Annotated in this window: 16 protein-coding genes and 2 pseudogenes; 10 read left to right on the forward strand and 8 right to left on the reverse strand. The window is 55.3% G+C overall.

Going from position 1 to position 23,071, the window contains the following annotated elements:
* Positions 1–194 precede the first annotated feature (194 nt).
* Positions 195–629, forward strand: coding sequence for a DMT family transporter (locus tag H6G13_RS07775; RefSeq protein WP_190482564.1), 435 nt, complete (start codon positions 195–197; stop codon positions 627–629).
* Here the strand turns inward: H6G13_RS07775 and pyrF are convergent.
* The 3 genes from pyrF to efp all read right to left on the reverse strand — a co-directional run bounded on the left by pyrF (position 619) and on the right by efp (position 2,523).
* Positions 619–1,332 carry an orotidine-5'-phosphate decarboxylase gene (pyrF, locus tag H6G13_RS07780; RefSeq protein ID WP_190482565.1) on the reverse strand — a complete coding sequence of 238 codons (714 nt, stop codon included), beginning with the start codon at positions 1,330–1,332 and terminating at the stop codon, positions 619–621. The genes H6G13_RS07775 and pyrF overlap by 11 nt on opposite strands.
* Before the next feature lie 21 nt (positions 1,333–1,353).
* Positions 1,354–1,890, reverse strand: a complete 537-nt coding sequence (accB, locus tag H6G13_RS07785; protein ID WP_190482566.1) for an acetyl-CoA carboxylase biotin carboxyl carrier protein — start codon at positions 1,888–1,890, stop codon at positions 1,354–1,356.
* Between the two features lie 75 nt (positions 1,891–1,965).
* On the reverse strand, positions 1,966–2,523 hold the full coding sequence (gene efp, locus H6G13_RS07790; protein ID WP_190482567.1) for an elongation factor P: 558 nt from the start codon (positions 2,521–2,523) through the stop codon (positions 1,966–1,968).
* 151 nt (positions 2,524–2,674) lie between these two features.
* On the opposite strand from efp, the gene H6G13_RS07795 reads away from it, so the two are divergent.
* The 3 genes from H6G13_RS07795 to H6G13_RS07805 all read left to right on the forward strand — a co-directional run bounded on the left by H6G13_RS07795 (position 2,675) and on the right by H6G13_RS07805 (position 5,967).
* Positions 2,675–3,814 carry a peptidylprolyl isomerase gene (locus H6G13_RS07795; RefSeq protein ID WP_190482568.1) on the forward strand — a complete coding sequence of 380 codons (1,140 nt, stop codon included), beginning with the start codon at positions 2,675–2,677 and terminating at the stop codon, positions 3,812–3,814.
* A 104-nt stretch (positions 3,815–3,918) separates the two neighbouring features.
* Positions 3,919–5,028, forward strand: coding sequence for a thiamine-phosphate kinase (gene thiL / locus H6G13_RS07800; protein WP_190482569.1), 1,110 nt, complete (start codon positions 3,919–3,921; stop codon positions 5,026–5,028).
* 159 nt (positions 5,029–5,187) lie between these two features.
* Positions 5,188–5,967 (forward strand): SH3 domain-containing protein, encoded by a 780-nt coding sequence (locus tag H6G13_RS07805; protein ID WP_242028185.1) that lies wholly within the window; start codon positions 5,188–5,190, stop codon positions 5,965–5,967.
* Positions 5,968–6,088: 121 nt separating this feature from the next.
* Here H6G13_RS07805 and H6G13_RS07810 read toward each other — a convergent pair whose 3' ends face one another.
* Positions 6,089–8,560 (reverse strand): ATP-dependent Clp protease ATP-binding subunit, encoded by a 2,472-nt coding sequence (locus H6G13_RS07810; protein WP_190482570.1) that lies wholly within the window; start codon positions 8,558–8,560, stop codon positions 6,089–6,091.
* Between the two features lie 387 nt (positions 8,561–8,947).
* Between H6G13_RS07810 and H6G13_RS07815 the strand changes: the two genes are divergently transcribed.
* Positions 8,948–9,187 carry a hypothetical protein gene (locus tag H6G13_RS07815; RefSeq protein WP_190482571.1) on the forward strand — a complete coding sequence of 80 codons (240 nt, stop codon included), beginning with the start codon at positions 8,948–8,950 and terminating at the stop codon, positions 9,185–9,187.
* A 172-nt stretch (positions 9,188–9,359) separates the two neighbouring features.
* Here H6G13_RS07815 and H6G13_RS07820 read toward each other — a convergent pair whose 3' ends face one another.
* Complete coding sequence (locus tag H6G13_RS07820; RefSeq protein ID WP_190482572.1) at positions 9,360–9,872, reverse strand: hypothetical protein; 513 nt, start codon at positions 9,870–9,872, stop codon at positions 9,360–9,362.
* Positions 9,873–10,059: 187 nt separating this feature from the next.
* Here H6G13_RS07820 and H6G13_RS07825 point away from each other — a divergent pair, with 187 nt between their 5' ends.
* A complete protein-coding gene (locus tag H6G13_RS07825; RefSeq protein WP_190482573.1) occupies positions 10,060–11,766 on the forward strand; it encodes an ABC-ATPase domain-containing protein in 1,707 nt (568 codons plus the stop codon).
* An 8-nt stretch (positions 11,767–11,774) separates the two neighbouring features.
* Here the strand turns inward: H6G13_RS07825 and H6G13_RS07830 are convergent.
* Together H6G13_RS07830 and H6G13_RS07835 are read right to left on the reverse strand one after the other, a co-directional pair.
* A pseudogene (locus H6G13_RS07830) lies at positions 11,775–12,467 on the reverse strand (amino acid ABC transporter permease); the annotation flags it as partial.
* A 173-nt stretch (positions 12,468–12,640) separates the two neighbouring features.
* A pseudogene (locus tag H6G13_RS07835) lies at positions 12,641–13,465 on the reverse strand (basic amino acid ABC transporter substrate-binding protein); the annotation flags it as partial.
* Between the two features lie 193 nt (positions 13,466–13,658).
* On the opposite strand from H6G13_RS07835, the gene H6G13_RS07840 reads away from it, so the two are divergent.
* The 3 genes from H6G13_RS07840 (at position 13,659) to H6G13_RS07850 (ending at position 16,572) form a co-directional block, all read left to right on the forward strand.
* A complete protein-coding gene (locus H6G13_RS07840) occupies positions 13,659–14,420 on the forward strand; it encodes an amino acid ABC transporter ATP-binding protein (protein WP_190482575.1) in 762 nt (253 codons plus the stop codon).
* 371 nt (positions 14,421–14,791) lie between these two features.
* Positions 14,792–15,061, forward strand: a complete 270-nt coding sequence (locus H6G13_RS07845; protein ID WP_190482576.1) for a GlsB/YeaQ/YmgE family stress response membrane protein — start codon at positions 14,792–14,794, stop codon at positions 15,059–15,061.
* 488 nt (positions 15,062–15,549) lie between these two features.
* Positions 15,550–16,572: a sugar transferase gene (locus H6G13_RS07850; protein ID WP_190482577.1), complete on the forward strand. Its 1,023-nt coding sequence runs from the start codon at positions 15,550–15,552 to the stop codon at positions 16,570–16,572.
* A gap of 61 nt (positions 16,573–16,633) precedes the next feature.
* On the opposite strand, the gene H6G13_RS07855 is transcribed toward H6G13_RS07850, so the two are convergent.
* On the reverse strand, positions 16,634–18,901 hold the full coding sequence (locus H6G13_RS07855) for an ATP-binding protein (protein WP_190482578.1): 2,268 nt from the start codon (positions 18,899–18,901) through the stop codon (positions 16,634–16,636).
* Between the two features lie 296 nt (positions 18,902–19,197).
* Here H6G13_RS07855 and cobN point away from each other — a divergent pair, with 296 nt between their 5' ends.
* Positions 19,198–23,004, forward strand: a complete 3,807-nt coding sequence (gene cobN, locus H6G13_RS07860) for a cobaltochelatase subunit CobN (protein ID WP_190482579.1) — start codon at positions 19,198–19,200, stop codon at positions 23,002–23,004.
* Positions 23,005–23,071: the final 67 nt, after the last annotated feature.

Consider the following 23,071-nt stretch of genomic DNA (forward strand, 5'->3'; position numbering starts at 1 on the left):
AATGACAGCCCCATCTGCACGGTCTCATGTCTAGCCTCTGATGTTTACGGTGCAGCCTTATACAGGCAAAGCTTTGTACATGCAATTGTTACAGGTTAGAAGTCCGTTCCGCCATCGTCTCTCCTACCTGCAGAGGAGCCACTACAAAAACCGTGCGAAACTGTATCGTTGCTAAAAAGTAAGGAATCGCAAACGTGAGTATCGGTCTTTTGAGCCTAGTCGCTGTTTTTGGGGGAATCGCCATCGTTCTGCAAAGCCAGTTCATTGGGGTGATGGACAAGCAGCTAGGCACGTTGGAAAGCGTTTTTATCACCTATGCTGGGGGCGGTATTCTGGTGGCCCTGCTGATGCTGCTGGTTAGGGGGGGAAATCTGCGCGCATGGCAAACGCTACCCTGGTACGTCTACACATCAGGCGTGCTCGGGCTGCTAATCGTTAGCGTCATCAGCTATATCGTGCCGCGCTTGGGATTAGCTACCGCCTTCACCCTCATGGTGGCAACTCAATTTACGCTGGGTACCGTGATGGATCAATTCGGATTTTTGGGAGCAGAAATTCATCCGCTCACGCCCCTAAAGCTGGTCGGAACAGGGCTGCTGTTCTCTGGAGTTGTGCTGATTATTCGCTGATCTCCTGGCAAATTTGCTCAAAGGCAGCAGCCGGCTCGGCGGCAGCCGTAATCGGACGACCAATCACCAGGTAAGTCGCTCCGGCCTGCATAGCATCGGCAGGAGACATAGACCGCTGCTGGTCGTTTTTACCGGCCCAAGCAGGCCGCACGCCTGGGCAAACCAGCGCAAACTCTGATCCCAATACCTGCCGTAGGGCAGCCGCTTCTTGAGGAGAGCAAACCACACCAGAGAGGCCGCTTTCCTGAGCCAGCAGCGCCATTTGCAGAGCATAGTCCGTTAGCTCCAGAGACACCTTTAGCTCAAAGGCCAAGGCGCGCGCATGAATGCTGGTAAGCAGCGTCACCGCAATTATTTGGGGAGGTTGAATGCCGACGTCAGCAGCCCCCGTTTGGGCTGCCTCTAAGCAATCAACCAGCGCCGTTTTTCCAGCTGCTGCGTGAACTGTGAGAAGGTCGACGCCATAGCGAGCTGCAGCCCGACAGGCCCCAGCCATCGTATTGGGAATGTCGTGCAGCTTCAGATCCAAAAAGATGCGCTTTTGCCGCTGCTTTAGCTGCTCTAAAATGCCGGGGCCGCTGCTGACAAACAGCTCCAGCCCCACCTTCCAGAATGTAACTTGGGGGAGCCGCTCCACCAAAGCCAGCGCCTCTCGTTCTGAAGCCACGTCTAGAGGCACGATAATTCGATCAGCTACCGCCATCACAAATTTCCATGCCTATTCCTACGGTTGGCGCACTAGCATTAGCGGCTGGCCAAACTCAACCGGCTCAGAATTTTCCACTAAAATTTCGACCACTTCTCCGGCTATCTCAGCTTCTAGCTCATTCATCAGCTTCATCGCTTCGATGATGCAGACCGTCTGGCCACTGCGGATGCGTTCACCCACAGACACAAAGGGGGGCTCATCCGGGCCCGGCGATCGGTAGAAGGTGCCCACCATTGGTGAGGTAATTTCTACTAGATTTGGGTCGGCTTTGGCTGGGGGTGGCGATGCTTCAGGGGCAGCAGATGCGTTTGTAGACGGTGAATTGGTCATTGAAGCCGCTGGCGGCATCGCTGCAGCAGGCCCATTAAAGCCAGCGGCAGGATATCCCCCATCGGCTCCAGAACCCCTTGCTTCGGGCAACACGGCAGCAGCCACCGCAGAATGTTTACGCAGGGTCAGCTCAAACTCAGCACTTTTGAGTGTCAATTCTGCAATGTCAGTCTGGTTGAGTGCTGCAACCAGCTCCCGAAGCTCGCTAATGTTCAGTTCCACTGATAAATCGCCCTATTCCGAAAGAAGATACTCGATGAAAAGCACCTAAATTTACGCTGAAAAGCGGCAAAAAAGCTATTCTCGACCCAGATAGGAATCACTACGAGTATCGATCTTGATCCGCTCACCGATCGAAATAAATAGAGGTACCATGACCTGAGCGCCAGTCTCAACAATAGCTGGCTTAGTGCCGCCAGTTGCCGTATCGCCTTTAACGCCAGGATCGGTTTGGGTCACTTCTAGAACAACCGAGTTGGGCATTTCCACCTCAATGATTTGTTCCTGCCAACGAACTACGTTGACCGCCATTTCTTCCTTGAGGTACTTCACCCGGTCGCCAATTTGAGCAGCCGTCAGGCGCATTTCTTCATAGCTCTCCATGTCCATAAAGACGTAGTCTTCGGCTTCCCGATAGGTGTGCTGCATGGTTAGCTTTTCCAGGTTGGCCTGGGGCACCGTTTCTCCAGCCCGGAAGGTTCGCTCTACAACGCTACCGGTTTGAGCATTCTTTAGCTTAGTGCGAACAAAGGCAGCTCCTTTGCCGGGTTTTACGTGCAGGAACTCGACGACGCGCCAAACGGAACCATCTAGTTCAATGCTGACGCCGGGGCGAAAATCGTTACTGGAAATCATGACACTGGCTACGTTGGATGCAGAACAATCGGCAACTCATTTTACCGCCCAGGAGCATCGCGCCACACTTTTCTATTGCAATCCGGTGATGTGGCAAGATTGAGAAGGTGTTTTTTCTGCCCTTCTCGGTGTGCAGTGTTGGTCAAAACGAATGATTCAAATTCCCCACTGGTTTAAGACTGCTGTGTTGGCGCTAGGTCTCTCGCTGGCGTCTATGGCAGCCGGGCTGCTGCCTGGATTAGAAGCATTCGATGTCGCACAGGCTAGCCCTTTGCCTGCTGCCATGACGGTTGCCTACCTGCCTCCGGGCAATGCCATTACCGATGGCAGAGCGCTTCTGCGAAATGCTCTACCCATTGACAACAAAGAAATCCGCAAGATTCAGGAAAACCTGGAGGTGATCTCCGAGTCCCTGCGCAGCAAGCGCTGGGGCCCCATCAAATCCAGCGTCACTAAGGTTGAGCAAACTCTCAGCCGGGGGCAGGCCAAAATTTTAGCCGCCATTCCAGAGGACCGTCAGCCGACAGCCCAGTCGTATCTAGACGACCTTAAGGAAGGGCTCATCCCGCTGCGCGAAGCCATAGACAACCGCGACAAAGAAGCCGTTTGGACCCAGCGGTCTACCTTGCTAGAAGATGTCAGCTACCTAGAAGAGCTGATGGTGAAGGAGTTTCCCTTTGAGGTGCCAGCGGAGTACAGCAACCTGCCCCAGCTAAAAGGGCGCGCCACAATTGAGTTTCAAACCAGCAAGGGCAATCTGGTCGCTGTGTTAGACGGTTACAGTGCTCCAGTGACGGCGGGCAACTTCCTTGATCTGATCCAGCGAGGATTTTATGACGGAGTAGAGTTTACCCGAGCAGAAGACAACTACGTGCTGCAAACAGGTGATCCGGCAGGGCCTGAAGACGGCTTTATCGATCCAAAGACAAAGCAATACCGGGCGATCCCGCTGGAAATCTTGGTTGCGGGCGACGATCAGCCCGTCTATGGCAGCACCCTAGAAGACTTGGGCCGCTTCCTAGATAATCCGGTGCTGCCCTTTTCTGCTTTTGGCACCTTGGGCATGGCTCGTCCGGGCAATGATGTCAATGGCGGGTCCTCTCAGTTTTTCTTTTTCTTGTTTGAGCCAGAGCTGACTCCAGCGGGCCTGAATCTACTCGATGGCCGCTATTCGGTTTTTGGCTATGTAGTTGAAAACAAAGAGGTGCTGGAGCAGCTAAAGCAGGGCGATCGCATCGATAAGGTGCAGGTGCTCTCGGGACTGGAGAACTTGGTGCAGCCAGAGGCGTGAGAAATGAGTGGGTGGATGAGTGGATAAGAAAGTGAAAAATTTAGTTGTTGCTTATCCACCCTCCTAGCCATCTACCTTCCTACCCATCCACCCTTCTATCCTTTATGACCACAGTGCGTGACCTAGGCGAACTAGGGCTGCTGGAGCGGCTGCGGCCTTTTTGCTCGCGGGAAATTGTTGGCGATGATGCGGCGGTGCTGGCGCTGCCGCCAGGGCAGCGGCTGGTGGTGACGACGGATGTGCTGGTAGATGGGGTGCACTTTAGCGATCGCACCACGGCCCCTTTTGATGTGGGCTGGCGAGCCACCGCTGCGAATTTGTCTGATTTAGCGGCGATGGGAGCTGCGCCGCTAGGTCTGACTGTGGGCCTGAGCCTGCCCGGACAGACGCCTGTTGACTGGGTAGAGGGGCTGTACCAGGGTATGGCGGCGTGTTTGCAGCGCTTTGGTGGGGAAATCTACGGCGGTGATCTGTGCCGTTCAGACACGGTTACTGTTGCAATTACGGCTCTGGGGGCAGTTTTGCCTGAGCGGGTTTTGTATCGCCACAGGGCGCAGCCGGGGCAGGCAATTGTTGCTACGGGCTACCATGGGCTGTCTCGGGCGGGGCTAGAGGTGCTGCTTCAGCCTGAAGCTTGGACAGGAGTGCCCGCTGCAGTCCAGGCAGAGTGGATGCAAGCACATCGTCGACCTATTCCCCGGTTCGACGTGCTGCCGCTGCTGCAGAGAGGATTAGAGGCGGGCTTGGCTCAAGATCAACCTATTGCCGCGATGGATAGCAGCGATGGGCGTCGACCTATTCCCCGGTTCGACGTGCTGCCGCTGCTGCAGAGAGGATTAGAGGCGGGCTTGGCTCAAGATCAACCTATTGCCGCGATGGATAGCAGCGATGGGTTAGCTAATGCTGTTGTGCAGCTTTGTCGGGCCAGCGGGGTGGGAGCCAGGCTAGAACGATCTCAACTGCCCCTACATTCCAACCTAGTGCGCTGGGTAGGAGCTGAGCGGGCCGTTGACTGGGCGCTTTATGGCGGTGAGGACTTTGAGCTGGTGCTTTGCTTGGCCCCCAATCTAGCTCAGACGATTGTGGAGCAGCTAGGGAAGGGAGCAGCCGTGGTAGGTGAAGTGACCACCGAGCTAGCAGTGCAGCTGCAGGTTGAGCAACATGGAGCAGCTATTTTGTTAAATACTGGCCAAGAATTTCAGCACTTTGGGTAGACCCGTTACAAAATCACTGTGACGGGTCTAAAACCTCTCTGCACTCTGGGAGAAAACGTTTGATCTATCGCTATCTATGATGGTAGTGCTGCGATAGTCGGGTTGTTTTTGCCCGCTGGCACCCTCCTAGGAGGGGCAACGATTTTAAGGGGTTGATCTATGAAAAGTCTTTTAAAGATGACTACTTTGGGGGTGATGGTCGCGGCAACCCTTACCGTCGCAGGCTGCAGACGCAACGAGACGCCTGAGGTAGTTGCACCCGTTCCCACCTCAACCGAAATCCCTACGGCTCAAACTGACTCTCCAACAGCTCCGACAGCGACGCCAGCCCCAACCCAACCCACAACCACAACAGCCGGGGCCGAGGGCACGACGCTTAACCCACCCAAAAGTGGCAGGCTCACTGCTCAGCAGGCAGGCGCTCAGGTTAACTTGCGATCGCAACCCAATGCCCAGTCCAGCTCCAAAGGTTACGGCCTGGTCGGTGACTCAGTGCAACTCTTGCGGGCAGCGGAGGGGAACGACAACCTGACCTGGTACTACGTCAAATTTCAGGAATCTGGGGCCGAGGGCTGGATTCGCGGCGACTTTATCGACACCTCTGACGGGCCCGTTGCAGCCGCCAGCCAGTCAGTGGCAGCGACCACCCTAGAGTGCGAGGGCCTCTTTGAAGAGACCGTATTTATCGCCCGCTATAGCGGCAGCGGCTTTACCCGAATTGACTTTAGGAACCTGGAGACCAACACCAGCTTTGGCGGCAACTTGAGCTATCAAGGCGAAAACAGCCAGGGGCAGCCCACGTTTACGGGCAGCGTAACAGCTCCAGCAGGCGGCTCCTATCAGGCCAGAATTACCGATCTGTCTGGGGGCAATCCTAGGTCTGGTTCCCAGGTTGCCCTCGACTACGAAGGCATTCCGGCTAGCGGCATTTGTAAGTAGAGGGTTAAAGGCCAAGGATCTGCTTGCAGGAGCGATCGCAACCCGCAAAAAAAGCCCCGCTCTGACTAGCAGAGCGGGGCTACCCGGTTTTAGAGCATTACGCTCTCACAAGGAATCTAACTTATCGAGAAGCGCCCGCCAGGGCCGGTAGGCGATCAGGACGAGCAGTCGGTTCGCCATCTTCGTCGATGTCTAGCACAACTGTGTCACCGTCTTTAACGCGTCCAGCCAAAATGCCTTCGGCCAGAGCGTCTTCAACCAGGCGGGAGATGGCTCGGCGCATGGGTCGAGCCCCGTAGCGCGGATCGTAGCCGTCTCGGATCAACCGCTCCTTAAAGGCATCGGTCAGCCTGACTTCGATAGAGCGCTCTTCCAGGCGATGGTTGACCTCGTTCATCATAAGGTCAGCGATCTGCATGACTTCATCGCGGTTGAGCTGGCGGAAGACGATGATCTCGTCTAGCCGGTTCAGCATCTCCGGACGGAAGTACTGCTTCATCTCCTCGTTGACTAGGTTGCGGATGTTGTTGTACTGATTCATTTCCGCATCTCCTGTCGCGAAGTCGAAGCCCAGGCCACCGCCACCCTTTTCGATCACTTTTGACCCAATATTCGAGGTCATGATGATCAGCGTGTTGCGGAAGCTGATGGTGCGACCTTTGGCCTCGCTGAGGCGACCATCGTCGAGCACCTGAAGCAGGATGTTGAAGACATCAGGGTGAGCCTTCTCGATCTCATCCAGCAGAATCACAGAGTAGGGCTTGCGACGAACCGCTTCGGTCAGCTGGCCTCCCTCGTCATAGCCAACGAATCCGGGAGGGGCTCCGATCAGCTTGGAGACGGTATGGCTCTCCATAAATTCAGACATGTCGAGGCGGATCAGGGCCTCTTCGCTGCCAAACAGAGCCACAGCCAGCGCTTTCGCCAATTCTGTCTTACCGACGCCAGTTGGGCCGGAGAAGATCAGGCTAGCAATCGGCCTGTCAGGGCTAGACAGTCCCACCCGAGAGCGGCGAATGGCGCGGGAAACCGCAACCACTGCTTCGTGCTGGCCGATGACGCGCTCATGGAGCACATCTTCCATGTGAACCAGGCGGGCCGACTCAGTTTCGGTCATCCGGTTCACAGGGATACCTGTCCAGGAGGCCACAATATCGGCGATGTTGTTTTCATCAACGGTGGGAACCGCTGCAGCAACTTGGGAGGACGTGCCCTCAGCCGTTAGCTGCTGGAGCAGGGTGGTTTTGCGATCGCGCAGCCCTTGCGCCTTACCAAAGTCTTGAGTCTGAATCGCGGCATCAAGATCTTTATTGACCTGCCGCAGCTCTAGCTTCAGTTCCTTAGAGGGGTACTTGGGCAGATAGCGCAGCTTGATCTGCGAGGCGGCCTCGTCAATCAGGTCAATGGCTTTGTCCGGCAGGTGACGATCGGTGATGTAGCGATCTGAGAGCTGGGCGGCAGCTTCTAGAGCCACATCCGTCAGCCGCACCTGGTGGAACTGCTCATAGCGGCTTCGTAGACCCTGAAGGATCTCGACTGTCTCATCCACCGAGGGAGGGGCAATCGTGACCGGCTGGAAACGCCGCTCTAGAGCCGCATCGCGCTCGATGTGCTTGCGGTACTCATCTAGGGTGGTCGCTCCAATGCACTGGAGTTCACCGCGAGCCAGGGCCGGCTTGAGCATGTTTGCCGCATCTAGCCCACCCTCTAGGGAGCCTGCGCCCACTAGGGTATGAATTTCGTCAATTACCAGAATGATGTTGGGGTCGCGTCGCAGCTCCTCAATCACCTGGGTTAGCCGCTCCTCAAAGTCACCCCGGAAACGAGTGCCCGCTATTAGCAGGCTCATGTCAAGCATGATCACTCGCTTGTCTATCAGGGTTTCGGGAACGTCTTGGTTAACGATGCGCTGGGCTAGGCCTTCTGCGATCGCAGTTTTGCCCACACCCGGTTCACCGATTAAAACAGGGTTGTTTTTGGTACGGCGGCCCAAAATTTGGACGACACGCTCGATCTCTTTACTGCGGCCTACGACTGGGTCGATGCTGCCAGCGGTAGCCCGTTCGGTCAGATCGACACCAAACTCGCCTAGAACTTTGTTGCGACGGCGAGACTCACGCCCCTGGCGGTTTTCGGAACCCCCTGTGGGAATGGCGGCAGCTTCTCCTAGGTTGCGGATAATCTGAGAGCGAACTTTCGCCGGATCTACTCCCAGATTGCTGAGCACTCGGTAAGCGACGCTTTCAGTATTTTGCGTCAGGCTCAACAGTAGGTGCTCAGGCTCAACGTAGGCGGAGTCTAGTTTGCGGGCTTCCTGAAAAGCTTGCTCAAAGACCTGCTTAACTTTCGGGGTAAAAGGGATTTCTGGGGGGACATTGCTGCTGCCGCGCCCAATAATGGCCTCTACCTCGGTTCGAGCATCATTTAAGTTGACGCCCATTTCCTTGAGCACCCTGGCCGATAGGCTAGAGCCCTCTTTCAAAATACCCAGCAGCAGCTGCTCAGTTCCGACAAAGTTGTGGCGGAGACGGCGTGCTTCTTCTTGGGCTTTCATGATCACAGCAATAGCTGTGTTGGTGAAGTGTTCAAACATATTGGTTATTGCCTATCCAGGTCTCCGGAAGCCCAATTGGGCCAGCGTTGTCTAAACAGATCCCAGATCAATCACCCACTACGGGATAGGGCCATTGATCTAGCGTGTAAAGTTTTCTATCCCGTATCACTACTGTACGCAGAATCTAGGCGTTTATCAGTGGGGAGAACCGTAGTCCTGAGGTGGGTTAATACAAATGTCCCCCTCTATGGAGCTTGGCTCTTCCAGCAAGAAGCCCCTGAGACCTCATAAAGCTCTTCTCTGAGAAGAGTTTACATAACTTAATTATATTTGTTGCGTTGAAGCCGCGCAAATCAATAGGTTAATTGTTAGTCCTTGTTTTAAGCTAGTTTGACTTTTACATTTCAGATATAGACCTTTAGGACGATGACAGCTTCCTTTCAACCAACTCACTATCTGGTTTCTAGATCTCGCAAAGTCCCTGTCAGGGTTGTATCAGGAGAGGTGCGATCGCAGGTCTTTACCGAGCGAGAGTGGCTTGACAATCAAGAGCCTGCCTTTGAACTGTACGCCAAGCTAGGTCTTTACTGCCGAGGGGTACAAATCGTAGGCTATCACCTGGAGCCCCTGGCAGCGCCAGCGCCAGCCTCTGCCTCAATGGGCTGATCCAGGCCTAGCGCCCCTACATCGATCCCACAAAGATCCCGCAAATCGATTCCACACAAAAAGGGCGGCACTGTGATCTTGGGTATAAAACCCACAGCGCCGCCACTTGTCTAGAGGGAAGTTGTCAGAGAAATCTTTAGAAAACCTAGAAAACTGCGTGTGAGAGGCCCAGCTACAGCGGATGGTCAGCCAGACAGGTGCTCAAAATCTCCTGATCGGATCCACTGAGGTCGTTCAGCCGATTGAACCCTTCGATCTGAACTGGGAGCAATACCCCAGATGCACCAGCAACGGGCACCGGATCAACAGCCAGAGCCAGCTGGAAGGGATGGGACGTTCTCTCATAGCTGTCAACGACAGACAGATCTAGTTCCTGCCCTGTTACCGTGCCATGAAAGCAATCAAAGGAGGAAGACGGCTGATAAAAAGCCCCCACCACCCGATCCTGCTGCACCTGAAGCAGGATGTAGGTGCTGCCCGCAACGTCAGCTGTTTGAGCCTCCCCATAGAGATACTGCCCGTCTGCTAGCGGTGAACTGGCCTGGAGGGGAGCTTGGGTCACCAAGGCAAGCAAGCCCGTCAATAGGCTAGTGCCAATGGCAACTGCCAGAGACCGCTGGCGATTCTGTTGAAAGGCCGTTTGTAGTGGGGAGAAAACAGATGCAGCCAGGGGGAGGGCGGTCATAGGGGTGCAATTAGTGCGTCACTATTACTATCAAGCTCAACTAGGGAATTTCCAGTGATGAAGTGCCAAAATCCTGGTGATTTTCCCGATATTTCCCTGTGATCTGGATCAGGAGCTCCATAAGCTAAGCAATACTGCGCCCTAGAAGCATCTGTTTAGAACGGCTACGGCTACTTAAGGGAAACGTATGATCGAAACTCAGGCATCTCTCTGTCAGCAGCTCAAGCGCTTAGATGGGCAAAGCTACAAAGCCTACAAAGCCCTTCGAGGAGAGTATGACTGCGGCAGTTTCATGCTGTTTATAGACTACGTGCAGGGAGATCCCTTTGCTGCACCGAGCCGGGTGCGGGTGCAGGTGCCCCAGGCGGTCGCGCAGTTTCCCGCCGATCTGTACCGCACGTCTACGCGGGCAGTGGCTTTGGCCGACTACCTAACCCGACAGTTTTACCAAGCATCTCGGCGGCAGCAGCGGCGTGGGTCAGGCAAGAGCGGCCTAATTGCGGTGACGGCTCCCAGCCAAGCTATTTTGGCTCGAACTGCCGCCAGCGTTACGACTGAGTGGGTGGAGTTGCGCTTTACGGTGGGGCTGCCCGGCTTTGGTCGACGAATTGCTGGGCAGGAAGCCGCAACCCTGCTGTGTGAAGCGTTGCCGGATTTAGTGACACAATCGCTGCTCTACCCTCATTTGAATGCCTCGGCCATTACTCGCCACGTCAACACGACTGAAGATGCTGAGTGGCTGCGCCTGCAGCTAGCATCGCGGGGCCTTGTGGCCTTTGTTGCCGATGGCGCAGTCTTGCCCCGACGCAGTGGAGTTGATGAGCGGCCCCTAGAAGATCAGGTCATTCCATTTCAATCTCCAGCGGCGCTGCAAGTTACCCTCGACTGTCCTCAAGCTGGCCCTATCAGCGGCATGGGCATTCCTCAGGGGGTAACTCTGATTGTGGGCGGCGGCTACCACGGTAAATCGACCCTGCTGCGGGCTTTGGAAGCTGGAGTCTACAACCACGTGCCAGGGGACGGGCGAGAGCAGGTAGTGACCCAGCCAAGCGCGATGAAAGTGCGGGCTGAAGATGGCCGGAGTGTCGCGGGCGTCAACATTTCTCCCTTTATCAGCAACTTGCCCCAGGGTCGTTCCACGACCACCTTTTCTACCCCCAACGCCAGCGGCAGCACTTCCCAAGCCGCCAACATTATCGAAGCGGTAGAAGCCGGAGCGCAGGTGTTGCTGGTAGATGAAGACACCTCTGCCACTAACTTTATGATTCGCGATCGCAGAATGCAGGCCCTGATTGCCAAAGACCGCGAGCCGATTACCCCCTTTCTTGACAAGGTGCGCCAGCTCTACACCGACCACGGTGTGTCTACCGTGCTGGTAATGGGCGGCAGCGGTGACTACTTTGATGTGGCCGACACCGTGATTGCAATGGATAGCTACCAGCCCCAAGAGGTGACCCAGCAGGCCAAGGCGCTCGCCGCCCAATACCCCAGCGATCGGCAGCTTGAAGGCGGCACCGGATTTGGGCCGATTACTCCCCGCATCATTCTTCCCAGTGGCATCGACCCCAGTCAGGGACGGCGAGAGGTGCGTCTAAAGGTACGCGACGTGGATGAGGTGCGCTTTGGCGAAGAAGAAATTGACCTGTCAGCAGTAGAGCAGCTAATAGAACCGGGGCAGGTGCGTGCGATCGCAGCCGCCATGGTCTACGCCCGCAGCCACTACCTGAGTAGCGGGCAGCCTTTGCCGGCGGTTCTAAAATCCGTGATGGCCGACCTTGCGCAGTTTGGCCTAGACTGCCTGGAAGATTGGCCGACGGGCGATCTTGTCGAGTTCCGACCGCTGGAGCTGGCCGCCGCTATCAACCGCCTACGCAGCCTAGAGGTACAGAAGTAGTGGTGCGGCTATTCGGCAGGGGCAGTCTTCACCTGTTTTCGCTTAGCCTTGTGAACCGGATCGGTCCAGCGCTCCAGGTAGGAAAAAAACTGAGACGAGAGCGTATTAAGCACCAGATAAACCAGCGCCACCGAGATATAAATTTCAAAAGCCCGGTAACTGGTTGCAACAATTAGCTGGCCCCGGCGAAACAGTTCTTCAAAACCAATGACAGCCACCAGACTGGTGTCTTTGAGGAGCGTAATAAATTCATTGCCCAAAGGCGGAATCATGCGGCGAAAGGCCTGAGGGAAAATGATGTACTGCATTGTCTGAGTAGGGCCAAGGCCCAAAGACTCAGCTGCTTCTCGCTGCCCCGTCTCAATCGACTGAATGCCTGCCCGGACGATCTCAGCTAGGTAGGCCGCCGAATTGAGGCTAAGTGCCAGCACAGCGGCAGCCCAGCGGTCGAAGGTGAAGGTAAAGCCCAGCCCCCGAGCCAGCGCTGGCAGACCGAAGTAAATCATGAAGATCTGCACCAGCAGTGGGGTGCCCCGGAAAAAGTCAATGTAGGCCCGAGACAACCACCTCAGGGGAACGAGGGTGGAGAGCCGGGCAATGCCCAATAGAGTGCCGCCTATCAGGCCCAGAATTACGGATGCGGCCGTCAGCTGTAGGGTGACAATGGCCCCCCTCAATAGACTCGGCAGGGAGTTCAGAATAAATGGTAGGGTATTCTCCACAGATGCTCTCTCTCCAGTGCGCTCAGATATTGGGGCAGTTGGGGCAAAAAATGTCTAGACATTTTAGCAGGCTCGTTCTAGATACAGCCTGCTCCCACGCTAAGGAGACGCTGCCCGACGTCTCCTTAGCGCCAGCAGCCTTAGAAAGCAGATTCAGGCAGTTGGGGCGGCTCAGCGTCGAACCATTTCTGGTAGATCTCGGCATAGGTGCCGTTGGCAATCAGCTCTGCTAGGGCACTGTTGATCACCTCTACGTTGGGAGAGTCTTGGGGCAGGGCGATGCCGTAGTACTCCTCGGTCAGTAGCTCACCGACCACCTCAAGGCCCTGGAGATTGCCAGATGCGATCGCATCTAGCGTCACCGGAGCATCATTGATCACCGCATCGACATTGCCGTTGGCTAATTCCTGAAGGGCCAGCGGAGCCGAGTCAAAGGTGGTAATCTGAGCCCCCGAAATTTCTGCCGCTTTACTGGCTCCGGTTGTGCCGATCTGAACGGCAATTCGCTTCCCTTCCAGGTCATCGAGCCCGGCTACATCAGCTGTGCCTTCCTGCACAGCAATGGCTAAGCCCGCGACGAAGTAGGGCCGACTGAATGAAATAGTCTGAGCCCGCTCCTCAGTGATGGTCATCGCGCTGATGGCCGCATCGACTGAGCCCGACTGAAGGGCCGGAATCAGACCGTCAAAGGGCAGGCTCTCAAACTCTACTTCCAGATCAGCCTGCTCGCCAATGGCCCGCATCAGATCAATATCGAAGCCCTCTAGCTCACCGCCCGGCCCTTGGGACTCAAACGGCGGAAAAGCAGGTTCGGTACCCACCCGCAAAACGCCGCCAGCCGCTGGGGCCGCTCCGCCAGCGGTTTCGGTTGGGGTCTCAGCCTGCTCGTTTCCTCCACAGGCCACAACCATCAGAGCAGCTCCCAGACCTAGAGCAGCTTGCCGTAAAAACTTCGAACGGGTTATCATCCAACTCATTTTGAAAGGTCCTAATCCAAATTGCTTGAAAACAGGGATTTTCCCGTAAGGGCATGGTAATAGCAAACCTGATGACAGGCAGCACTATCCCCAAAGCAGTATCAAAACTACCCCAATCCCATTAGGCTGGTGGTATGCTTTGAGCCAATTCTTACTAAAGACAACCCCATACACATAAGGACGGGCGCGAGGAATGCAGGACGGAATGCCAGCAATTCTTTTCCGAAATCTCCACAAACGCTACGGTGCCCTGGAGGTGCTCAAAGGGATTAACGGGCAGATTCAGCGGGGAGAAGTCGTTGCGATTATTGGCTCTTCTGGCTGCGGCAAAAGTACCCTACTGCGATGCTTTAATCGGCTGGAGACGATCAATGATGGTCAGCTGATAGTCAACAATCTGGATTTATCAAACCCTGTACTGAGCCGCAAGACCCTGCTGAATCTGCGGGCCAATGTGGGAATGGTCTTTCAACAGTTCAATCTGTTTTCTCACATGAGCGTGCTAGAAAATCTCACGCTCGCGCCCTGCAAAGTGTTAGGAAAGTCTGACAAAGAAGCTGCTCGCACGGCCCGCACTTACCTCGATAAAGTCGGGCTTTTGGAAAAAGCTCATGCCTATCCTGACCAGCTTTCCGGCGGACAAAAGCAGCGAGTAGCCATTGCCCGCGCCCTCTGCATGGAACCCGACGTCATGCTGTTTGATGAACCTACTAGTGCCCTAGACCCCGAACTCGTAGGTGAAGTGCTGCTAGTCATGAAACAACTGGCAGACGAGGGTATGACGATGGTGGTGGTTACCCACGAGATGCAGTTTGCCAAAGAGGTCGCTAGCCGCGTTATTTTTCTAAATCAGGGCCACGTGGAAGAGGAGGGAGACGCCCGTGAGGTGTTGAACTATCCGAAGAGTGAGCGACTAAAAGCTTTTTTAAGCCGAATGAACTTTGCTAAAACGTGAATTATTCCTTGCCCAAGTTTGTAGCTGGGGTTTGCTCAGGGAGAAGCTCTAGATCCTAGGGTTAATTGGTATAAATGCTGTATTAGCCTCTTTTGTGACAGGTTGAGCTGACTTAAACTGACTGCTTAAGCAGCTATCGGGCTTCGCTGGAGTTAAGGTTCAAAAGTTAACTTACGCTCTCCTAAACGGCACTCTTAACGATTAAATGTGACTGAAAAGTGACAGATTCTAAAAACAGTCCTACAGAAGTAACAGGGCGTTTTTTCTGTACATTGTGACGGGTTTTGCAGTCCACCCTTTGAGTGATGGAACCGATTGCGCTGTCTGGCTATTATTCAATCGTGTTGAACGAACTCTTAGGAACTCAAATAATGAACATTCTGGCTTGGGTTATTTTAGGATTTTTGGCAGGTGCGATCGCAAAGATGATCTACCCTGGCACTCAAGGAGGCGGATTCCTTAGCGATATCATTCTGGGTATTATCGGTGCTGTAATTGGGGGTAGCGTCATGTCGCTGCTTCAGACGGGAACGCTGCAGCTAACGGCAGCCTCTCTAAGCATTCCTGGCATTATCGTAGCCGTTATCGGTGCGATGATTGCTATCTTCATTTGGGAATCGTTCATGCGGCGCTCTGTTTAATTGAGTGGCCTTGGAGTGATGGCAACGCCTTCTCGATTCTCCTTTCTCCTGCGTTAGAAACCAACCTACAAGTATTGTTGCTACAGCCCAACTGGTTAAGCAGAAATTGGGCCAGCTGCAGACTCAATAGAGATGCCGTTTGAAGGGCACCTGAGGATCAAGTAAGCTCAGGTGCCTTTTGCTATTTTGCAGCTTGACGACATCAGCGAGATTGAAGCAGGCTAACTCTTCTTTAAAGTCTCTTCTTAAAAACTGTAGCGCTGATTAAACAGCGTAGGGCCGAATTGATCTGCTCAACCTTAGACAGGGTAAGCTTTCTGACGAATTGCTGCCCATTTTGTGGCCATCGTTATATGAAGACTCTGCAAGGCTTCCTGGTTGTCCTCAAGCTTTTTGGTAAAGGGTTAGAGTTGGCAGGGAAATTTCGTTGTCCTGTCCTGTAGGGAACATTAGTTTAAATACTGTCCTATGTGGAGACTGTGAGGACCATGACGCCTGCAGAGTCATTAACAAGTGCCGAAACTTTAGAAACTGCTTCATTGCCCTTGGCTGATAAGCAGGAAGAGGCGGTTTTATCTCTTCCCTCAGCGCTGACCTTAGTAGAAGCAGTTGAGTTTGAGAAAACGGTGCAGGGTTTCTACCAGGCCACGCCCAACCTGAAGAGCCTAGTGCTGGACTTTAGCCAGACAACGTTTATTGACAGCAGCGGCCTAGGGGCTCTGGTCATTTGCTATCGCCATAGTAAGGCCCACAGCAGCCAGCTGATTCTCAGAGGAGTTCAGGCTCAGGTGCGAATGGCCCTGGAAATGACAGACCTCGACCAGCTATTCACCTTCGAGGCCTCCACTTCAGCGCCAGAACCCGCCGTACAGGCTACAGTCCTCGCTTCTCCGCCGTCAACCCATCCCTCTGTTAATTCCTTCGGTAAGCGGCTAATTGATGTGGTGGGCGCTTTGGTGGGCCTGGTGATTACAGCTGTGCTGCTGGTGCCGATTGCGATCGCAATCAAGCTAGAAGACGGCGGCCCCATCTTCTTCAGTCAGGTGCGCTGCTCCTGGCTGGGCAAGCGATTCAAGATCCATAAATTCCGCTCCATGGTGACGGATGCCGAGGCGCTTAAGCACAAGGTCCAAAACCAGGTGGAAGGGCCTTTGTTTAAGAACGAAAGCGATTTCCGCATTACCCGCGTAGGCCGCTTTCTCCGGAAGACCAGTCTGGACGAGCTGCCCCAGTTTTGGAACGTGCTTAAGGGCGAGATGAGCCTGGTCGGCACCCGTCCGCCCACGCCTGATGAGATTGAGCAGTACAAAGTCCCTGAGTGGCAGCGGCTCAATGTCAAGCCAGGCATGACTGGAGAATGGCAGGTCAACGGGCGCTCCCAAGTCAAGAGCTTTGAAGACGTCATTCGCATGGATCTGGCCTATCAGAAAAACTGGAACCTGCTCTATGACCTCCAGCTAATTCTAAAAACCGTCTTAGTTGTGTTCTCTAAGCGCTCTGGAGCTGCTTAAATCAGGTCAAAGAAGGCTCTATACACTTGAAAACCCAGCTACCTTAATCACTGAGCCTACTTCACGGGTGGGTCAGCGACATCAAAGCTGTAACCGTTTTCAGCAGGTGCTCTGGATCAATAGGCCGGGTCAACACATCATCGGCCCCGGCTTTACGGGCAGTGTGTTCTTGGTCGGGCGTGTGGCCATCGGTCAACGCCAACACTTTAATGTCCAGCGTGCCGACATAGCGGCGCAGAGCGCGAATAATGTCATAGCCATCAGAGCCCAAGAGATTGACGCTGGTAATGACCGCCGCTGGCTGCAGCACTTCTACCTGCTCTAGTACACGAGAGCCCTCAATCACCCAGATCACCTGATAGTCAGCTGCCGTCAGCATGTCGCAAACGAGGCCAGCGCTTTCCTCGTTGTCTTCTACCAGCACAATGCGCCCAACACTGGGTTCGACCGGCAAAGGCCGCACCGTTTCCGCCTTTGAATGCTTGGTCAACCGCTGGATCGGCAGGCGCACGGTGAAGACAGAACCCATGCCAAGCTTAGAGGCTACGCTGACAGAGCCGCCGTGCAAGTCAACCAGCTGCTTGGTCAAGGCCAGCCCTAGTCCGGTGCCCTGGTATTGCCTGTGCCGACTGCTCTCTAGCTGCTGAAATTTCTCAAATAGCAGAGGTTGCTGGCTTTCAGAGATGCCGATGCCAGTATCTTCTACCTGCAGGGTCAGCATGTGCTGGTCTCGCCGCAGGCGCAGCACGACTCGTCCCCCAGCCGGGGTGAACTTAACCGCATTGCTCAGCAGGTTTGAGACAATCTGGCGCACCCGCCGAGAATCGGCCACAAAGATATCTTGGTCAGGCAACAGCTTCAGATCTAGGTGCAGGTCAATGCCGTGGCTAGTGGCCTCCATTCGATAGGCATCCAGGCTCTGCCGCCCTAGGGTGGTGATAGAAAACTCACTCACCTCCAGCACTGTGCGACCTGACTCAATTTTGGAAACCTCTAGAATGTCGTTGATCAGGGCCAGGAGATGGGCTCCGCTGTCGTGGATGGTGTTGAGATACTCCCGCTGCCGGGCGCTCAAATCACCAAAGGACCAGCGCAGCAGCGTGGCCGACATCCCAATGATGCAGGTCAAGGGCGTACGGAGTTCGTGGCTCATAGTGGCCAAGAACTCGCTTTTGGCCCGGTTGGCAGATTGAGCAGCCCCTAGCGCATCGCGCAGGTTTTGGGTGCGCTCAATGACGCAAGCTTCCAGGTTGTAGGTCTGCTGCTGGAGCTGCTGATAGAGCTGGGCATGGCTGATGGCAATGGCCAGATGTTCGGCAATGTGCTGCAAAAACTCAATTTCCCACGGCTGCCACTGGCGCGAGTCAAGGCACTGGTGGGCAATCAGTAGACCCCAGAGCTTTTGATTGACCACGATGGGCGCAACCAGTTTGGAGCGCACCTGCACCTGCTTTAGAAAAGCCTGCAGGCAGCTGGAATGCGCGTAGGTAGACTGCACATCGTCTACAGCAAAGGCTCTTCCCTCTAAGGAGCGCAGGCGGCAGTCAGACTGGTCATCAAAGCAATAGGTCTCGGTGTAGTTTAAGGTTGAAGAAATTTGTTCGCTGGCCCGTGACTCGTAGGTGATATAACCGCTGTGCTGGGCTGCGCCGCTGGCAGGCGCAACTGCTGTCACCTTGCTAGCATCATTCATTGAGCGAGTGTCGGGCGTTGCCTCTAGGTCGAACTGGTAGATTAGCAGCCGATCGGTTCCCAAAAACTGGCGCACCTCAGCTACTGTGGTCTGCAAGATAACTGACAGTTCCAGGCTTTCTTGAATTTTGGTGATTACCTGTCCTAGCAGAAGGCTCCGCTCAACCTGCTGGTCAAGGGCTTTTTGAACCGGCTGACAGGCTAGGGTTTGGTCGGTCTGTAGCGTAGCTCGGTTGAGGCTTTCTAGTAGAGCCAGCGTAAAGTCTCCCTGAGCTGCAGGATCAGAAGGATGCAGTTGCGCAATTAGGCTGCTGAGGGTTTTTCGGTGAGCGGCTTTTAGGCTGGGGCGGGCCAGTAAATCCGTGAGGAAATGTGCGATCGCATCGACCTCAAAGGTCATGCCCACCTGGCACTGAGTGGGATCTTGCGGCTGAGGTTGGCTGTTAATCAGCACTGTCAACTCTGGAGACAGCAGCAGCCAAAACTGACTCTCTTGAGTCGCCGCTTTCGGAAACCGGGAATCTGTGATCAAGGTGGCCTGGTCTGCTTGGGCGTATTGCTCTAGGAGCCGTCCAAATTCACCTAAGACTGCACAGGGTAAGATGCGGCAGGAAACACCATCGGAAAAACGAGGCATAAAGCACTATGGGCAAACCAACGCCCACCTGGTTTGGTAAGGGATTCGGAGAAATACTGTAGACACAGGCTTTGGATGCAGACTCTAGACGAGACTTAAGGACGAGGGCATGGTCTCCTGGTTAAGCCCTGATTAAGTAGCCGTCCTATTTATCTATCAGAGTTTGTCTATGTCTGCTATTGATACAGATGAATTGAAGCAGCTGATTGTCGACATTGGCTTATGCTAGCTTTCAGATTCCCCTATCCCCCCCATACACTAGAGTTCCTTCAGATTTAGCAGTTGCTTTAGATTTCATGCACCGCTTAGCAGCAACCCCCGGCGGCTGGACGCCTAGCTCAGAAGGCGTCATTTTTATTGAGCAAACGCCTGCTCCTGTGGTCTTTCTCACTGCCGCCGATACCGAAATCCAGTGCCTAGCCCAGGCCATGTCGAGTTTGCCTGCCGCTTTCCCAGAGATGCGGGTGACCAACCTGCTGCAGCTCCAGCAGCAACTCACCATCGACACCTATGCTGAAGCTGTGCTGCAGCAGGCGCAGATTATTATTGTGCGATTGCTGGGAGGACGGGCCTACTGGTCCTACGGGCTGGAGGTGGCCAAAGCCACTGCCGCTGACTCTGGGGCAGCTCTAATTGTGCTGCCAGGAGACGATCGGCCTGATCTGGAGTTAATGAGCCATTCAACAGTGCCGCTGCAGGTGGCTAACGCGCTCTGGCGCTACCTGATAGAAGGGGGCGTAGAAAATATGAGTCATGGGCTGATGGCAGTGTGCGATCGCATTCTCGGCACCCAGTTCAACCCGCCCGCCCCAATAGCCGTGCCCAAGGTGGGTATCTATGGCAGGGCGCAAAATTCAGCCCAGCCGCAAGGAACCGCCCGGGCAGGCATTCTCTTTTACCGCGCCCATTATCTGGCGGGCAACACAGCGCCCATCACAGCCCTCAGTCAGGCTCTAGAAAAGCGAGGCATCATGCCGCTGCCAATTTTTGTCTCTTCGCTGCAGGAGCCGGAGGTGCAGGAGGATCTGCTGGCGCAACTCAAGCCAGTGGGAGAATCCAGCATCGACATCCTATTAAATACGACCAGCTTTTCGGTCGCCAAGCTCGATGGGGCTGATCTCCAGCTTGACCTGTGGCAGGCGCTCGATGTGCCAGTGCTGCAGGTCATTCTCAGCGGCGGCACTCACGACTTTTGGCAGCAGCAGCCGATGGGGCTGGCCCCCAGAGATATTGCAATGAATGTGGCCTTGCCAGAGGTCGATGGCCGCATTGTGACCCGGGCCGTTTCGTTTAAAGCAGCCCACCAGCACAGCACTCGCTTAGAAACAGATGTCGTGACTTATGAGCCGGTAGCCGACCGGATTGAGTTTGTAGCTGAGCTGGCGGCAAACTGGGTGAAGCTGCGCCAAACACCCCCAGCCGAGCGCCGAGTTGCTTTGATTTTGGCCAACTATCCTAACCGTGATGGACGGCTGGCTAATGGCGTGGGGCTAGACACGCCCCAGAGCTGCATCGAGATTTTGCAGGCTCTGAAGACAGCTGGGTATACCGTAGACGACATTCCTACATCAGGCGATGCCCTGATCCAGCGGCTCACGGCAGGGGTGACTAACGACCCTGAGGGCCGGGAATTTCGAGTGGTGCAGCAGAATCTGCCGCTGACGGCTTACCAGGTGGCATTTGCCAAACTGCCCCTAGCGGTGCAGGCGGGCATGGAGCAGCGGTGGGGCACCCCGGGATCAAGTCTGGAACCAGGCTCCTCAGAATTTGCCATTGCTGGGTTACAGTTCGGCAACGTCTTTGTCGGGGTTCAGCCCAGCCGGGGCTACGATATTGACCCGAGCCTCAACTACCATGCCCCCGATCTGGAGCCAACCCACGACTATCTGGCTTTTTATACCTGGCTGCGGCAGCAGTTCCAGGCACAGGCAATTGTGCATGTAGGCAAGCACGGCAACCTGGAGTGGCTGCCCGGTAAGAGCCTAGCGCTGTCGGCCAGCTGCTACCCCGAAGCCGTGTTTGGCCCCATGCCCCACCTCTATCCCTTTATCGTGAATGACCCTGGGGAAGGAGCCCAGGCCAAGCGCCGCGCCCAGGCCGTCATTCTCGATCACCTAACGCCGCCGATGACGCGGGCTGAGCTATACGGCCCGCTGCAGCAGCTAGAGGCGCTAGTGGATGAATACTACGAAGCCCAAAGCCTGGACCCAAAGCGGCTGCCGATGATTTGCGATCGCATCCTCACCCTGCTAAAAGACACCCACCTCTGGCAGGAACTGGGCCAGCAGACCACCCCAGCAGCCAAAGGACAAAACTCCCTGCAGCCAGCAACCCTGACGAACCTGCTGCCTCATATTGACACCTACCTGTGCGAACTCAAGGAGGCCCAGATCCGCGATGGGCTGCACATCTTCGGGCACTGTCCGGCGGGGCGGCAGCTGCGAGATCTGGTAGTTGCGATCGCGCGGCATCCAGGGCCAGGGCGATTGGGATTAACGCGAGCGCTCGCGGCGGATTGGGGGCTAGAGATTGACCCGTTAATGGACGATTTAGGGCAGTCATGGGAGGTTCCAGAGGCTGTAGAGACGCCATTAATCGCATCTCTACAGGGATGCCGGATGGTGGGGGATGTCGTAGAGGTGCTGGAGGCCGAAGCGGCACAATTGGTAGAAGCTTTAATCGCCGAGCCTGGCTCCACAGAAGCCTTCATAACGTGGGGAATCGGGAATTCTTTAGAGAAAGAGCTGCAGTGGATTCGATCTACGCTCCTACCCGCCCTCCGACAAACCCCCCAGGAGTTGACGAATCTGCTGCGAGGGCTAGCAGGCCAATACGTGCCCAGCGGCCCCTCAGGGGCACCCACTCGCAACCGGCCTGAGGTTTTGCCCACCGGACGCAATTTCTTCTCGGTCGATATCCGGGCCATTCCCACAGAGAGCGCCTGGGACGTGGGCCGCAAAGCCGCCGAAACGTTAGTAGAGCGCTACGTTCAGGAAAACGGCGAATACCCTCAAACGCTGGGCCTGTCGGTCTGGGGCACCTCGACCATGCGAACCGGCGGCGATGACCTGGCCGAAGCGCTGGCGCTGATGGGCGTGCGGCCTGCTTGGGATGGGCCTTCGCGGCGGGTAGTAGACTTTGAGATTTTGCCGCTCTCGGCCCTAGGGCGGCCTCGGGTAGATGTAACGCTGCGCATCTCAGGCTTCTTCCGCGATGCCTTTCCCAATTTGATCGACCTGTTTGACCGGGCCGTAGCTGCTGTGGCGGCATTAGATGAACCCACCGAGCAGAATCCTCTAGCGGCGCGAGTACAGCAGGAAACAAAGACCTGGCAGCGGCAAGGGTTAACGGCAGAGCAGGCCCAAGTGCGATCGCAATACCGCATTTTTGGCTCCAAACCGGGGGCCTACGGCGCGGGATTGCAGGGGCTAATCGAAGCTCAAAATTGGACCGATGACACCGATCTGGCCCGCGCCTACATTAACTGGAGCAGCTACGCCTACAGCCGTAACGCAGCAGGCCATGCCGCTCCCGAAGCCTTTGAGGCCCGACTCAGTCAGCTGCAAATCGTGCTGCACAACCAGGACAACCGGGAACACGACCTGCTCGACTCAGACGACTACTACCAGTTCCAAGGCGGAATGACGGCAGCCGTACGAGCTGTGCAGGGGCAAAATCCTCAGACCTACTTTGGCGACCACGCCTTGCCAGAAAACCCTAAAGTTCGCACTCTGCAGGAAGAAATTGGCCGGGTCTACCGATCACGGGTGATCAATCCTAAGTGGATAGAGGGCGTGATGCGCCACGGCTACAAGGGAGCTTTTGAGATGGCGGCAACTGTGGACTACCTGTTTGCCTACGATGCAACCGCCCACTGCGTAGCCGACTATATGTACCAGGGCGTAGCCGACGCCTATGTGCTCGATCAGCAGGTACAGGCGTTTGTGCAGCAGGCCAACCCCTGGGCCTTGCGGGACATGGCAGAACGGCTGCTGGAGGCTCACCAGCGAGGCCTTTGGCAATCGCCCCAGGCAGACATGCTAGATCAGCTGCGAGACATTGCCCACCAGGCAGAAGGCGTTTTAGAGGCTCGCCAAGTTTAAGCCTAAGTTCCCTCAAGCTCAGCAACTTTAACCAAGCTCAACACTAATGTGAGGAGAAGATGATTAC

This window comes from Pseudanabaena sp. FACHB-2040 (assembly GCF_014696715.1).
GTDB lineage: Bacteria > Cyanobacteriota > Cyanobacteriia > Phormidesmidales > Phormidesmidaceae > JACVSF01.

What these genes read in the sequence shown, in the direction of transcription:
- H6G13_RS07840 (WP_190482575.1), top strand. Translation starts at nt 13,659, where the DNA reads ATGCAGGACGGAATGCCAGCAATTCTTTTCCGAAATCTCCACAAACGC.
- H6G13_RS07810 (WP_190482570.1), bottom strand. Translation starts at nt 8,560, where the DNA reads ATGTTTGAACACTTCACCAACACAGCTATTGCTGTGATCATGAAAGCC.
- H6G13_RS07815 (WP_190482571.1), top strand. Translation starts at nt 8,948, where the DNA reads ATGACAGCTTCCTTTCAACCAACTCACTATCTGGTTTCTAGATCTCGC.
- H6G13_RS07820 (WP_190482572.1), bottom strand. Translation starts at nt 9,872, where the DNA reads ATGACCGCCCTCCCCCTGGCTGCATCTGTTTTCTCCCCACTACAAACG.
- H6G13_RS07845 (WP_190482576.1), top strand. Translation starts at nt 14,792, where the DNA reads ATGAACATTCTGGCTTGGGTTATTTTAGGATTTTTGGCAGGTGCGATC.
- H6G13_RS07795 (WP_190482568.1), top strand. Translation starts at nt 2,675, where the DNA reads ATGATTCAAATTCCCCACTGGTTTAAGACTGCTGTGTTGGCGCTAGGT.
- pyrF (WP_190482565.1), bottom strand. Translation starts at nt 1,332, where the DNA reads ATGGCGGTAGCTGATCGAATTATCGTGCCTCTAGACGTGGCTTCAGAA.
- H6G13_RS07825 (WP_190482573.1), top strand. Translation starts at nt 10,060, where the DNA reads ATGATCGAAACTCAGGCATCTCTCTGTCAGCAGCTCAAGCGCTTAGAT.
- H6G13_RS07855 (WP_190482578.1), bottom strand. Translation starts at nt 18,901, where the DNA reads ATGCCTCGTTTTTCCGATGGTGTTTCCTGCCGCATCTTACCCTGTGCA.
- efp (WP_190482567.1), bottom strand. Translation starts at nt 2,523, where the DNA reads ATGATTTCCAGTAACGATTTTCGCCCCGGCGTCAGCATTGAACTAGAT.
- H6G13_RS07805 (WP_242028185.1), top strand. Translation starts at nt 5,188, where the DNA reads ATGAAAAGTCTTTTAAAGATGACTACTTTGGGGGTGATGGTCGCGGCA.
- thiL (WP_190482569.1), top strand. Translation starts at nt 3,919, where the DNA reads ATGACCACAGTGCGTGACCTAGGCGAACTAGGGCTGCTGGAGCGGCTG.
- cobN (WP_190482579.1), top strand. Translation starts at nt 19,198, where the DNA reads ATGCACCGCTTAGCAGCAACCCCCGGCGGCTGGACGCCTAGCTCAGAA.
- H6G13_RS07850 (WP_190482577.1), top strand. Translation starts at nt 15,550, where the DNA reads ATGACGCCTGCAGAGTCATTAACAAGTGCCGAAACTTTAGAAACTGCT.